We start from the raw sequence: 13,523 nt of genomic DNA, 5'->3' as shown, positions 1-13,523 counted from the left end.
CAGATATAGAGCTTTGTTGATAGTACCAAATAGCAACCACATTTGCATACCAGTAAGTAGTATGTAAATGCCAATGATAAAAGCTAACATATCATTTACACGAGTAGTAGCTTTTTGTATAGGTTTTTTTCTAATTGCCATAACATCAAATTGTTAATTGTTAATTAAGAGTGTGCTTTGTGGTTGATTTGTTGTTCGTATGTGTAATCTTCCACAAATATTTTGCCGTCTTTTACCACTACGTTTAGGCGTGGTAGAGGGCGTGGCGGAGGTCCTTGCAGTACCTTACCATCTTTGGCGTCAAAAAAGCCGTGATGACAAGGACATTCTATCATTCCGTGCTCATGATCGTAAATTACCGAACAAGAAAGGTGGGTACATTTTTGTTCGTATACACGCCAATCGTCTTCTGCTAAGCGTATTAGCATATACGGATTGCGGTGGTCGCCATCTACATAGAAGGTCTTTTGCGTTCCTACTTTTAGCTCTGATGCATTGCATACAAAGTAATCTTTAATCACTTTCCGCTTATGGAAAAAGTTGAATACAGGTATGAATACATTTACAGCTGCCATAATTCCAGAGAAGAGCGTAATGACTTTTAAGAAGTCGCGTCTCGCTACATAGCCTGCTTCAGTCTTCTTAATCGGAAAGTCTGCTTTCCAGTCGGGTATGTTTTTATTTTCGTCTGCCATTTTTTTAGTGTTTTTTGTAATTAAAATACCTTAATCTCTTCACTGCCCTTAGGCATCATTAGGTTTACCTTAGTAGTTACTACCTCTTCGCCAAAGATAAACTTCTTAATAGGGGTACTATTAGGGCGTTTTTTAGCCACATTTTCTTTGGTGTCAAAAGTAAGTGCTCCACTTGGACATACCGTAGCACACATAGGCTTTAAGCCTACGCTGGTACGGTCGTAACACATATTGCACTTCATCATTAACAGTGCATTTTGGTCAGGTATCTTAGGTACACCGAATGGACAGCTAAGCACGCAGTTAGCACAACCGATACATTTTGATACATCAGCTGAGTGTACAATACCGTATTCATCTTTCACTATAGCATCTGCTGGACATACATTGGCACAGATAGGGTCATCACAGTGCATACATACTTGCACAGTAGTTTGTACAGTCTCGCGCCTGTCTACATAGTGAATATGAATCATTGAGGTCTCTCCATTGGTTTCGCATTCTGCACAAGCCATCTCGCAAGAGTGACAGCCTATGCAACGCTGCATGTCCAAGAAGAACTCCATATCATTGAATTTTTTAAATTGTTCTGCCATTGAATTTTGTTTTTACTCTTTTTGTATACTCTTTTTTACTTAGTTAGGGATAGGGGTGTCACCCTCTGCAAATAGCACATCTCTACTTCTGTAGGCATATTCAGCAGAGTCTTTGGCTTTCTTCTCTCCTGTTTTCTCTATCTTGCAGGCACATACTTTAAACTCAGGCATCTTAGAGATAGGGTCAAGACCTTCTAATCCTACAGTGAGCTGGTTTACAGAGTTCACGCCTCCCCAGTGATAAGGTACAAATATTGAATCTTTGCGGATTGTTACTACTACATTAGCAGGGAATACTGCTGAGTTGCGGCGAGTAGTAATACGCACCAAGTCGCCTTCTTCTATACCATATTTCGCTGCCAACTCAGGGTGTATTTCCATTAATGGTTCTGGGTAAATATCTACCAATTTACCAATACGGCGTGTTTGGGTACCACTTAAGTACTGGCTTACTACACGTCCTGTAGTGAGTACTACTGGATAGTCAGCATCTGGTTCTTCTACCGGTGGCTGATAAGGGGTAGGGTTAAAGTGAGCCTTACCGTCGTTAGTCTTAAATTTACGGTCTTCCCAAAGACGCGGTGTACCTGGGTGGTCAAGACTTGGGCATGGCCAGAAAACGCCCATATTCTTTTCTACTTTTTCGTAAGTAATACCGTAGTAATCAGCATATGAACCTTTCGAAATATGGCGAATTTCATTAAATATATCCTCGGAAGTAGGGAAGTTGAACTTATCTTCCTGACCAAGGCGTTTTGCTAATTCTTTAAGAATTTCAATATCGCGTTTAGCTTTTCCAGGAGGGGTTACAGCTCCCGAAATACGTACTACACGTCCTTCGGAAGTAGTGGTAGTACCTTCTTCTTCTTCTTGCAAAGAGCCTGCTAATACAATGTTAGCGTGACGCAATGTTTCTGAAAGGAAGAAATCAATACCTGTGTAAAATTCGAGCTTTTCTAAGGCACTTTTTACGTATTTGTTATTAGGTAAAGAGATAATAGGGTTGAAGCAGATAGAAAGTAACCCTTTAATTTCTCCTTTGTTGATAGCATCAATAATTTCGTAAGCACTGAGTCCTTTACGTGGTAGTTCCGATTCAGGAATACCCCAAAAATCAGCTACTATCTGGCGGTGTTCAGGGTTTTCTATATCGCGGTTACCAGGTAGCTGGTCGCATTTGTGTCCGTGTTCACGTCCTCCTTGTCCGTTTCCTTGTCCGGTAATAGTACCATAACCGCAATAAGGTTTACCAATACGTCCAGTTGCTAATACTAAGTTGATACAGCTTAACACGTTGAGTACCCCTTTGCGGTGTTGCTCAATACCGCGTGCATGTACTAAGAATGAGGTTTTTGCTTTACCCCACATCTCAGCAGCTTTGTATATCAATTCTTTAGGAACACCAGTTATCTTTTCGCCCCATTCAAGTGTGCAGTGTTCTACTGTTTTAGCAGTTTCTTCCCAACCTGAAGTGTAGTTGTCTATAAAGTCATGGTCTAACCAATCGTTGTCAATAAGTACTTTTAGCATAGTACTCATAAGGGCAGTGTCGGTACCAGAGCGCAAAGGTAGGTGTACATCGGCAGTACGTGCTAAAGGAATTACACGAGGGTCAATTACTATAATTTTTGCTCCATTATCGCGGGCTTCCCATATACGATAAGTAAGTACAGGAAAACATTCAGAGATATTAGCTCCTGTTATGATAATCACTTCAGCGTGAGCAAGATCAGCCCACGAGTTAGATGATCTATCCATACCAAAAGCTTTCTTATTACCAGCTCCGGCACTCACCATACAAAGCCTTCCGTTATAGTCTAAGTTAGCTGTTTTGAGGGCTACACGAGCAAATTTTCCTACTAAATAACTTTTTTCGGTAGAAAGTGATACGCCTGAAAGCATTGCAAAGGCATTTCTGCCATATTGCTCTTGTATGCGTTTTATTTCACTTACTACAGTGCTGTAAGCTTCTTCCCATTCTATAGGTACGAAGCCTACACCTTCTACGCGTTTTATAGGTTGTAGTAGGCGGTCAGGGTGGTTATCTTGCATATAACGTTGCACTCCTTTAGGGCAAAGACGTCCTTCGTTAAAAGGGAACTCTCTCCAAGGTTCAAAACCTACTACTTTTTTGTTTTTTATTTTGAGTTTGATACCACACTGCAACCCGCAAAAACAACAGTGTGTTTTTACAAGTTCGTCAGGGGTTTGTGAGGCGCGCGCCTTAGCACTCTCTTTTGTCATATAGTGCTTATGGGGCCCCCACTTTGCTATAATTTCGTCTACGGGTACGGGTAACGTTGCCATAATTTTCTCTTTTTAAAATAATGAATTAGGAAATTAACCAAAGAAACTACCCGCTTCTTCACGGGCTTTAAGGTGTGCTTTAGCTAGCATACAGCGTTTGCCTTCAGGACTATACTCTAAGTAGCTCATTCCTTCTTTGTTTTCTAATTTGAATCCGAGCTCTTTTGTCACCTCTTTTAGGTCGTTTATCTGCATTTTGCAAGCGTACTCTTCCTTGGTGTGTGGACATACTTGCATCCCTTCTTTAGCCCCTTTTAGGCGGTATACATTTGCCCCTATCTGGGCAGGACGCTGAAATATATGGAAGAATTTACCAAAAGGTATCCACATTAGGAACATCGCTACTGCAATGGCGTGGGTAATAGCCATAAACTGACTCATTTTGCCTTCTAAGAATGAGTAATCAAACCAAATACCCAATCCAGTTACTGATACAACTATCAGCAATATAAGGGGCAACCAATCGCGCTCAAACCATTGGCTTGCCATCTGCCCTTCATCTACAAAGCGACGATGCATCATTATAGCAGAACCTATAATGACCATTATGGCAGTCCATACTAGAATGTGGAAGAGGAATAAGGCTACAATAGTACCCAATTTAAAAGTCATTACTGAAAAGCCCATAAAATGGGTTTCATACATATCGGTAGTGCCGGGAACTAAGGTGAAGTGCATCCATCCGAAGGTAAGCCCAAAGGTTACAGCGAATGAAATCAAGCAACCTACAGATAGCAAGAAGTGCCCCAACCAGCGCATTTTGCTACGTGGCATTAAGAATTTCTGCAATAGTAGGTTTTTAAAAGTTAGCCTACCATAGTCTTTCAGTTGTGCCCAATAATCTTTGCTGCGCAACAGCTGCCAAGTGCGTTTCCAATACTTTTGGGTAGGGGGGCGTTGTAGCCAAACACTATGCTTATAAGCTATCCCAAAAGTCATACTGATAGTACCAAAAAAGTATATCATCAGGGCAGCATCGTAGTTCTGTAGGTTTACAGAACCTATTACCGTAATAGCTATTACTATCAATGTAGCAATAACAGCATTGCGGAATGCTTTCTTGTTTATTTTGGTGAAAATACTGAACATATAATTTTGTTTTACTCTTTGGGGGCAAAGATACAAATAAGAAAGTGAATTACAAACAGTTTTTGTAATTTAGAACCGTTCGTAATTCACTTGTTTTGTTTTAATTCCTTGTGATATAAGGTAATTATCTCTTTTTTAAAATCAGTCTAACTTGGTCTCTCACATCCTTTGCGAGTATAGAAGTGCCAGTTTATCCATGTAGCTACTACACATAGGGCGAAAACACACCAGAAGAAAGGTTTAGAAGTACCAAACCAAGCACGTGATTGTGGTATCATTATATTGAAAATGAAAGGCCCAAAAGCAGCTACAGCAGCTGTCCAACCTATTACCCCTGCAGACTTACGTGGAGAAGCTGCAAAGATGGTAGGGTATTGCTTAAAGGTAGCAGCATTACCTACACCTGTAAAGAAGAAGATAGCCATAATGATAATAAAGAACATTGGGAATTGATCTGCTGAAGTAGGGGTTAGATAACCTCCTAAAATGAGGATAGCAAAAAGAATGCCCATTGCAATACCAGTGATATGTGTAAGAATAGCACCGCCAAACTTGTCGGCTACTTTACCAAAAAGCACTCGCATAGCAGAGCTGATAAGAGGGCCATAGAAGGCATAGTGCAGTGGCTCAAGCGTATTGTCTAATGGTACGTACATATTCTTAATCATTAATGGGAATGCAGCAGAAAGACCTGCAAAAATACCAAAAGTCATAATATATGTAACAGTGCAGTACCAAGTGTGCTTGTCGCCAAAGATGTCTAACTGTTCTTTAAATGATGCTTTTACAGGAATACTCTTTAGTGAGAACCAAGCCCAAATACCTACTAAGAAAAGCGGCAATACATAGATGAACGCTACGTTTTCTAAGAAAATAGTTTTACCGGTAGTCAATACTGTTTCTCCTCCTCCTAAGAAAGAGAAGATACTTAGGCTGATAACGATAGGCGAAAGCAGCTGTACAAGGCTCACCCCAAAGTTTCCTACCCCAGCCTGTATGCCTAAAGCGGTACCTGATAGGCGTTTAGGGAAGAACAAAGAGGTAGATGGCATATAAGAGGAGAAATCACCACCACCAATACCTAGTAAGAAGCCTATCAGCATAAAGTAGCCGTAAGACGAACTAGGATCCATTACTGCAAAGCCGAGCATTAGCAAGGGGATAATCTTTAGCAATGCACTGATAGACACTACTTTTTGTGTTCCGAAAATAGGAATTAAAAAAGTGTTCAATATACGCAAAAGACCTCCTGCTAATCCTGGCATAGCAGCTAACCAAAATAGTTGGTCATCACTGAACTGAAAACCTATTTTTGGTAACTGTACTACTACAGCACTATATAGAAACCAACACGCAAACGACATTGTAAGCGCAATAGTGGTAATTGTAAGCGTTCTATTCGCTATTTTCTTACCTGTAGATTGCCAGAAAGCTTCATTTTCTGGCTCCCATTTTTCTAACCATTTACTCATATGTAATTAATTCTAAATTGTGAATTTTCAAAAATTATTCAATTTTATTTTGTAGCTCTGGAGCTGCTTTTTTGTTTAGTTTGTTGATAGTGCGATGCATCCAGTACAAGCACACAGCTGAAGTGAAGAACACGAATATCCACGAGCTTGTCCATAAGCCGGTAAAGTCGAGTAGGTAACCAAAGAGGATAGGGCCTATAAAGCCTCCAAGCCCTCCGATAAGTCCTACCATACCTCCTACGATACCAACCTCATTAGGGAAGTATTCTGGTATGTATTTGTATACAGCAGCTTTTCCGATACCCCACATAATACCAATGAGGATTACCAAGATAGTGTATACCCATAAGTGCGCCTCAAATTTGATAAGCGTTTGTCCTTGGGCTATTACCTCTTTTTTCTTTACTTGTTGATTTTCTTTTACAAGGGCTTCTTGCCACGAATAACTTTTTGGGAAAATGTAGTTACCGTCTTTTATTTCAGGTTTTTCTGTTAGTTGTATTACTTCACCAGTGGCGAGGGTAATAGCATTTCCTTCTACTTTTTCTACAGTAGTATTCTTTTTAGCTGCAACTCCTTTTCCTGGAGTAAGGATTTCCATCTTAGGAAGCATTAGCAATCCACCTATGATAAGTGAAGAAAGAAGAACCCAATGCATTACGGCGCGAGCGCCAAACTTATCTGACAGATAGCCTCCTAAGGCTCTGATTACTCCACTAGGCAAACTAAAAGCAGAAGCAAGCATACCTCCTAATATCAAAGAGGTGCTATATACGTTGATGTAGTAAGGTAATAACCATTGTGAGAAAGCTACAAACAGACCAAACACTAAGAAGTAGTACAAGCCAAAGCGCCATACCCTTGTTGATTTAAGAGGAGTGAGCATTTCGTGCATTGACTTAGGGGCTTGAGCTGCTTTTTTGTTTTTAGTAAATAGCAAAAATGCTAATCCCATTATTAAAATTACAACCCCATAGATTACAGGTAGCCAACGCCATCCTTCGGGGTCGTTAGCTGTAAGCATTTTGAGCAATGTAGGGGCTAAAAAGGTAGTAATAGCAGCACCTGCATTTCCCATACCAAAAATACCGAGAGCACGCCCTTGCCAGTTCTTAGGATACCATACCGAAGTAAAGGCTACTCCTACGGCAAAACCTGTACCTACCATACCGAAAAGAATACTCAAGATGAAGTACATCCAATACGAATTGACAAAGTGCATCAAAAAGAAAGGAATCGCACAGAAAATGAGTAGTGAACTAAATACAGGTTTACCTCCGTATTTGTCGGTTAACATCCCCATTAAGGGTCTGAAAATAGAGCCAGAGAGTATCGGTAAGCCCAATAGCCAACCGGTCTCTACCACACTCCAATTGAAAACACTGTTGTCTACCAAATAGGTTACTAATACCCCATTGAGTGTCCAACACGCAAAACAAATAGTGAATGCTAAGGTGTTTAACGTCAGCACAAAGTGAGACGTACGTAAAGATGTTGTAGAATTCATTATATTAAAAAAACTATTTAAGTATTAATCTGGGTGCAAAAATAGAACTTTTCTTGTAAAAGAAAAATAAAAGATAAAAAAAGATAATGATTTTTATGTTAATTCTTTGTACAAAGCCTCATACATAGGTATTATTTTATTCTCGTCAAAACGCTCAGCTACTTTTCGAGCTCCTTTTTTAAATTGTGCTAAGCGCGTGGTATCTTCTAATATATAGATAGCTCTTGCTGCCATTGTAGCTACATCTCCTATAGGGCATAAATATCCTGACACTCCTTCTTCATTTACTTCAGACAAGCCTCCAGCATTGCTTGATACTACGGGGACGCCCGCTGCCATTGCCTCTAAGGCTGAAAGTCCAAAACTTTCTGAGGCTGAGGGCAATAAAAACAAATCTGACATACAAAGTATGCGGTCGATGTCCGAGGTGTTTCCTAAGAAAAGAACTTTGCTTTTGATACCTAAATCTTTGCACAGTTGGTCGGCAGTCTCTCTTTCGGGACCATCGCCTACCATTATTAACTTAGCAGGTAGTTGCTGTTGTATGCCGTAGAATACTCTTACAACATCATCTACACGTTTTACTTTTCTAAAGTTACTTATATGAGTTACTATCAGCTCATTAGGTTTTGCCATTACCGACCGTTTGCACGGAATTATTTCGTTAGGTTTCTTTAAATCTATAAAGTTAGGAATTACCTTTATGTCTTTATGTATGTTAAAAAGTCTGAGTGTGTCTTGCTTTAGGCTTTCTGATACTGAGGTTACTACATCTGACTCATTGATGCTAAAAGTTACCGCTTCTTTATAAGTAGGGTGATTGCCTACTAAAGTAATATCAGTACCGTGTAAGGTAGTTACCATAGGTACTTCTATTCCTTCGCGTTTGAGCATCTGCTTAGCCATATAGCCTGCGTATGCGTGTGGAATAGCGTAGTGTACGTGTAGTATATCGATATTATAGGTTTTTACTACGTATGCCATTTTGCTTGAGAGGGCTAACTCGTATGGTTGGTAGTGAAACAAGGGGTACTCTTCTACATGCACTTCGTGAAAATGAATATTCATCTCTAAGAAATCCAATCGTACAGGGTAACTATAGGTTATAAAATGCACTTGGTGTCCTTTGCGGGCTAAGGCTACCCCCAACTCAGTGGCTACTACGCCACTGCCCCCAAAAGTAGGGTAGCATACTATTGCTATGTTCATATCTCTTAAATTAAAAAATTAGGTCAAGCATATTGCCTGACCTAAAAATAAATCATTCTATACTATTATTTTGATTTTCCTTGGTTAGCTACACTGTTGATAGCAGCAGCTATAGCTTCTTGGTCGCCTAAATAATAGTGTTTGATAGGCTTTAAGTTAGCATCGAGCTCGTATACCAAAGGCACTCCGGTAGGAATGTTCAATTTTAGTATTTCTTCTTCTGAAAGACCATCTAAGTATTGTACTAACGAACGCAAGCTGTTACCGTGTGCAGCTATGATTACGCTTTTGCCAGCTTTGATATCTGGAGCAATAGATTCAAACCAGATAGGTAGCATACGGTCATAGCAGTCTTTTAAGCTTTCACCTGGAGTTTTTTGTTCTTTGCTTAGGGCAGCATAACGGCGGTCATGTGATGGGTGACGCTCATCGCTTTCTTCGATGAAAGGTGGACGTACATCATAAGAGCGTCTCCACAATAGCACTTGGTCTTCGCCATATTTAGCAGCAGTTTCTGCTTTGTTTAAGCCTTGTAGTGCTCCGTAGCTCTTTTCGTTAAGTCTCCAACTCTTGTAGGTAGGAACCCATAGGTCGCCCATAGCTTCTAAAGCGTTGTTAAGAGTTTTGATAGCGCGTTTTAGTACAGAGGTGTAAGCTACATCAAATTTGAAGCCTTCTTCTTTCATTACACGACCTGCTTCGCGTGCTTCTTGTACTCCTTGCTCTGTTAAATCTACATCTTGCCACCCTGTGAATAGGTTGAGCTTGTTCCATTCACTTTGTCCGTGGCGTAAAAGTACTACTTTATACATATATCTCTAAAAATTTATTTTATTATTCTTCTTTATTGCCTCCTAATCCTTTTAAGAAATTGCCTAATTGCTTTTTAGCTTCTTTCTTAGCCTCTTCTTTGGCGCGTTCTTTTACATCATTTTTCACCTTGGTAAGGGTACTGTCTTTGTTCTTCATCAGTCCGCCTATAGCGTTGGTTACTTCGGCAGCGGTGCCAGTACCTGTTTTAGTAGCTATTGCATCGCGGAGGGCATCGGTACCCTTGTTAGCAAGATTATTGATTTGGTTTTTAGCTATTTGGGTAGCTAAATCTTTTACTACAGTTTTGATGTCAGTGCTTACCTCTGGCTTTTTAAAGGTACCCCCTACGGTAGCTACTACAGGTAAGTTGGTTATCTTCTTTTGGTTTTCAGGGGTTAGCTTAGTAAGTAGGTTTTCAGCTTCTTTGCCCAACATTTGAGGAGGTACATTGAAGAGGAGTTTGTAGTTCATTTGTTGGTCGAAACCGTGACTACCTGCCACTTCTATAGCTACATCTTTGTATTTTAGGGTGAAAGGTTTAATTTTTACTTTTCCATCTTCAAAATCAACGGCTGCTTTTATGTCTTTTAGGTTTAGATTTGATAGGTTAAGACCTGTAAACTGAGAGTCTAAAGCAGAGAGTAGGGGAGAGGCTTCACTTATTACCTTTGAGTCGATAAGAGAGGCAAATAGGTCGCCCGAAATAGTGTTGATTTCAGGGGTTAAGTCTGATTTTAGCTTTCCTTTTACCTTTATTACAGTATTTACTTTTCCTTGTACTACCTTAGCTATAGGCGCTATCTTTTCGAGCATAGTTATTTGAGTGAAAGCCTCGGCTATATTTAATTTGCTAAGATTTAGATTTACGTTAAAAGTAGGTGTTGCTTCTTTGGTTGAAACATCTCCTGCAAGAGCTATATTACCACCAAAGATATCTGTTTTTAGGTTTTCTAAAGCTACTTTTTCATCTTTGATGATGAGCTTGCCTGATACGTTGCTCAGTGTTAGATTGTCGTATAACACAGTACCAGCCTTGGCACTAAGGGTACAGTCTAAGAAAGCGGGTACTTTGATAGCTGATGCGGTAGTGCTGCTTTGTGTAGCTTTAGCAGTTGTAGCAGTAGCCGTTGTAGCTGGACTACTTGAAGCTGTAGCGGGCTGCATAAAATCATTGACTACTAATTTGTTAGATGATAGATTGAAGTTTCCTTTCAATATTTCTTTCTTGAAAACAAATCCGTATAAATTGTCTATAGTACCATTTAAATGCAGGTCGGTGCTGCCAGTGCGAGCATCAAAAGCAGAAAGCCCTATATGTGAAGGATTGAAAGCCATACTAAGTTGGTCTATATGAAAAGGTTTAACAAACTCTTCGCCCTCATATACAAATTGAGCTAATGATAGGTTGCCTTGAGCTTTGATATTTTGGTAGTTTTTTGTTTCTACAGACTTCATATCGAGCTGTGTTGCTATATCAGCCTTTAGGATACCGGCTAACTTCTTGTCTAATGAAATAGGGTAAGCCTGTGATAGGTTTGCTAAGTTTATAGTTCCTTTTGCAGCTAGATCAACAAAAGGATTCACTAACATATTGCTAACATTTGCTTTTGCCCAGAATACATCTTGGTCTATGCGCATTGCAAATTTATTGAGATTCACTTTGGTGTCATTAGTAATACCTGTAGCATTGTTTACTTTTAAATCTATGCTAATGTCTTTAATAGTTTTTGGTAAATCGGGGTATTTGACAGTAGCGTTATCAGCAAACATTTCGAGCCCAAAAGTAGGGATTTTGTCGCCTACCATATCGCCTTTGGCAAATCCTTTTAGGGTGAGGTTGCCGGTAGTTTTTACATTTTCTATACTTTTACTGTATTCCTCTGGTATAAGAGCTAAAAAGTTTTGAAAAGTATTAGTAGGGGTGCTAAAAGTAAGGTCGTAGCGTTGCCCTTCTTCTAAAAGCTGAATAAAGCCATTAAAAACTAAGTCTAAACGGTTTACTGTAGCTTTATTCTCTTTGAAAGTGTATTTTTGGTTCTTTAGGTCGATGCCTAATAAGGCTTGTAGCGTGATAGGCACACGATTCATAAAAGTACTTTTATCCATTGCAAAAGTAAAGTTTGCCTTAGTTTGGGTGTCTAAGTCGAGTACCTCTTCTGCGAAATTCCCTTTTCCACTGTGGTAGATATCGGCTATTTCCATAAATATATTGCCATCGTCCATCTTAAAGGTGAATTTCAGATTTTCAACATTATAGCTTTGTATGTCCAATTTGATAGGAGCCGATTCCTCTTCAGGAGTATCTGATGGGATAGCAATATCGAAGTTGCCAGCCCCCTCTTTATTGAAATGAATATAGGCTGAAGCGTCTTTTACATTAGCCCCCAATAGGTTATAGTTGCCTGCCATTAAGTCTTTTACACTTAAGGTAACATCTATATGTTTGGCAGCAAAAAGCGTATCGCCCACGAAAGGTTCTTTGTTTACTAAAGCAAAATCGCTAAGGGTTATCTGTGCTTTTGGGAAACTCTTAAAGAGACTGATATCTACATCAGCCAATGATAGATTGGCTTTTAAGTTTTTGTTCACCATTTCGATGACTTTTTCTTTAATAGTATCTTTGAAGAAATAAGGAATAGCCACCATTGCTCCTAGAAGCACCACCAGCGTAATTCCGCCCCATTTAAATATTTTTTTTACTATCTTCATATTTTTCTTTTTTTACAGGGCAAAAGTAATAAATAATTATCAATTAACAAGTAGTAATTGACAATTTTTTTCATAATCTAAAATTCAAAATTCTGAATTATTTATTATCTTTGCCGCAAATTATAGAAAATAATGTCAGTACAAGTAACTAATTTAACGAAAATATACGCACAACAGATAGCTGTTAATAAGATAAACTTTCAGTTGCAGAAGGGTGAAATTACAGGCTTTTTAGGTCCGAATGGTGCTGGTAAATCTACCACAATGAAGATGATTACAGGGGCGCTAACCCCTACAGAGGGCAGTATCAGTATCAATGGTATAGATATGCTAAAGCAACCTATTGAGGCACAAAAGATGATAGGCTACCTGCCTGAGCACAACCCTCTGTATACTGAGATGTATGTGCGTGAATATTTGAGTTTTACAGCAGATTTGTACCCTAAAGTGCCTAAGAGTAGGGTAGAAGAGGTCATCGCTCTTACAGGACTTACGCCAGAGAGCAATAAGAAGATAGAAGCTCTCTCTAAAGGTTATCGCCAGCGGGTAGGTTTGGCTTCAGCTCTTATTCACGACCCTGAAATATTGATTTTAGACGAACCTACTACAGGACTTGACCCCAATCAGTTAGTAGAAATACGCCATATCATCAAAGAGCTTGGCAAAACCAAAACCATCTTGCTATCTTCGCATATTATGCAAGAGATACAAGCGGTAGCCGATAGGGTGATAGTACTTCATAAGGGTAATATAGTGCTAGATAAGCCAATGAAAGCCCTACAAGGCAAAGAACAGATAATAGAGGTAGCTTTTGATTTTAGAGTAGAAGAACGATTGTTGCGCAATCTCCCTCATATAATTGCTGCTACTAATGTTTATGATTTTCTATATCAATTGCAGTTTAGTACTTCAGAAGATATGCGCCCTGCTGTATTTGATTTTGCTAAAGAAAACGGACTTAAAATACTTCAAATTAACCACAAACACAACGACTTAGAAGAGCTTTTTATCAGTCTTACGAAATAGAGACAAGAGATGAAATACAAAAGACAAAAGACGAGAGCATCACGCCCTCGTCTTTTGTCTTTTATATTTCGTTTTATATTAGAATTCTGATGTAAAATGC

Annotated in this window: 10 protein-coding genes; 1 reads left to right on the top strand and 9 read right to left on the bottom strand. The window is 39.3% G+C overall.

The features are described 5' to 3' along the window. Positions 1 to 164: 164 nt before the first annotated feature. The 9 genes from HMPREF9074_RS07050 to HMPREF9074_RS07010 all read right to left on the bottom strand — a co-directional run bounded on the left by HMPREF9074_RS07050 (position 165) and on the right by HMPREF9074_RS07010 (position 12,397). A complete protein-coding gene (locus tag HMPREF9074_RS07050) occupies positions 165 to 695 on the bottom strand; it encodes a QcrA and Rieske domain-containing protein (protein ID WP_009389856.1) in 531 nt (176 codons plus the stop codon). 20 nt (positions 696 to 715) lie between these two features. Further along, the gene (locus tag HMPREF9074_RS07045) at positions 716 to 1,291 is read right to left on the bottom strand and encodes a 4Fe-4S dicluster domain-containing protein (RefSeq protein ID WP_009389857.1); all 576 of its coding nucleotides are present in this window, start codon (positions 1,289 to 1,291) and stop codon (positions 716 to 718) included. A gap of 39 nt (positions 1,292 to 1,330) precedes the next feature. Continuing rightward, positions 1,331 to 3,598, bottom strand: a complete 2,268-nt coding sequence (locus HMPREF9074_RS07040) for a molybdopterin oxidoreductase family protein (RefSeq protein ID WP_009389858.1) — start codon at positions 3,596 to 3,598, stop codon at positions 1,331 to 1,333. A gap of 33 nt (positions 3,599 to 3,631) precedes the next feature. Further along, the gene (locus tag HMPREF9074_RS07035) at positions 3,632 to 4,687 is read right to left on the bottom strand and encodes a hypothetical protein (RefSeq protein ID WP_009389859.1); all 1,056 of its coding nucleotides are present in this window, start codon (positions 4,685 to 4,687) and stop codon (positions 3,632 to 3,634) included. Between the two features lie 146 nt (positions 4,688 to 4,833). Then, positions 4,834 to 6,159, bottom strand: a complete 1,326-nt coding sequence (locus tag HMPREF9074_RS07030; RefSeq protein ID WP_009389860.1) for an MFS transporter — start codon at positions 6,157 to 6,159, stop codon at positions 4,834 to 4,836. 34 nt (positions 6,160 to 6,193) lie between these two features. Beyond that, positions 6,194 to 7,666, bottom strand: a complete 1,473-nt coding sequence (locus tag HMPREF9074_RS07025) for an MFS transporter (protein WP_034540105.1) — start codon at positions 7,664 to 7,666, stop codon at positions 6,194 to 6,196. Between the two features lie 93 nt (positions 7,667 to 7,759). Beyond that, positions 7,760 to 8,875, bottom strand: a complete 1,116-nt coding sequence (bshA, locus tag HMPREF9074_RS07020; RefSeq protein WP_009389862.1) for an N-acetyl-alpha-D-glucosaminyl L-malate synthase BshA — start codon at positions 8,873 to 8,875, stop codon at positions 7,760 to 7,762. 65 nt (positions 8,876 to 8,940) lie between these two features. Beyond that, the gene (gpmA, locus tag HMPREF9074_RS07015) at positions 8,941 to 9,687 is read right to left on the bottom strand and encodes a 2,3-diphosphoglycerate-dependent phosphoglycerate mutase (RefSeq protein ID WP_009389863.1); all 747 of its coding nucleotides are present in this window, start codon (positions 9,685 to 9,687) and stop codon (positions 8,941 to 8,943) included. A 22-nt stretch (positions 9,688 to 9,709) separates the two neighbouring features. Next, a complete protein-coding gene (locus HMPREF9074_RS07010; RefSeq protein WP_009389864.1) occupies positions 9,710 to 12,397 on the bottom strand; it encodes an AsmA-like C-terminal region-containing protein in 2,688 nt (895 codons plus the stop codon). 132 nt (positions 12,398 to 12,529) lie between these two features. Here HMPREF9074_RS07010 and gldA point away from each other — a divergent pair, with 132 nt between their 5' ends. Continuing rightward, the gene (gene gldA, locus HMPREF9074_RS07005; protein ID WP_009389865.1) at positions 12,530 to 13,423 is read left to right on the top strand and encodes a gliding motility-associated ABC transporter ATP-binding subunit GldA; all 894 of its coding nucleotides are present in this window, start codon (positions 12,530 to 12,532) and stop codon (positions 13,421 to 13,423) included. Positions 13,424 to 13,523 lie beyond the last annotated feature (100 nt).

The sequence above is a fragment of the Capnocytophaga sp. oral taxon 329 str. F0087 genome, from assembly GCF_000213295.2.
Classification (GTDB): domain Bacteria; phylum Bacteroidota; class Bacteroidia; order Flavobacteriales; family Flavobacteriaceae; genus Capnocytophaga; species Capnocytophaga leadbetteri_A.
The sequence above is the reverse complement of the archived record's forward strand: the minus strand, read 5'-3'. Positions and strand labels throughout refer to the sequence as shown.

What these genes read in the sequence shown, in the direction of transcription:
- HMPREF9074_RS07035 (WP_009389859.1), bottom strand. Translation starts at nt 4,687, where the DNA reads ATGTTCAGTATTTTCACCAAAATAAACAAGAAAGCATTCCGCAATGCT.
- HMPREF9074_RS07045 (WP_009389857.1), bottom strand. Translation starts at nt 1,291, where the DNA reads ATGGCAGAACAATTTAAAAAATTCAATGATATGGAGTTCTTCTTGGAC.
- HMPREF9074_RS07025 (WP_034540105.1), bottom strand. Translation starts at nt 7,666, where the DNA reads ATGAATTCTACAACATCTTTACGTACGTCTCACTTTGTGCTGACGTTA.
- HMPREF9074_RS07040 (WP_009389858.1), bottom strand. Translation starts at nt 3,598, where the DNA reads ATGGCAACGTTACCCGTACCCGTAGACGAAATTATAGCAAAGTGGGGG.
- HMPREF9074_RS07010 (WP_009389864.1), bottom strand. Translation starts at nt 12,397, where the DNA reads ATGAAGATAGTAAAAAAAATATTTAAATGGGGCGGAATTACGCTGGTG.
- gpmA (WP_009389863.1), bottom strand. Translation starts at nt 9,687, where the DNA reads ATGTATAAAGTAGTACTTTTACGCCACGGACAAAGTGAATGGAACAAG.
- HMPREF9074_RS07050 (WP_009389856.1), bottom strand. Translation starts at nt 695, where the DNA reads ATGGCAGACGAAAATAAAAACATACCCGACTGGAAAGCAGACTTTCCG.
- bshA (WP_009389862.1), bottom strand. Translation starts at nt 8,875, where the DNA reads ATGAACATAGCAATAGTATGCTACCCTACTTTTGGGGGCAGTGGCGTA.
- HMPREF9074_RS07030 (WP_009389860.1), bottom strand. Translation starts at nt 6,159, where the DNA reads ATGAGTAAATGGTTAGAAAAATGGGAGCCAGAAAATGAAGCTTTCTGG.
- gldA (WP_009389865.1), top strand. Translation starts at nt 12,530, where the DNA reads ATGTCAGTACAAGTAACTAATTTAACGAAAATATACGCACAACAGATA.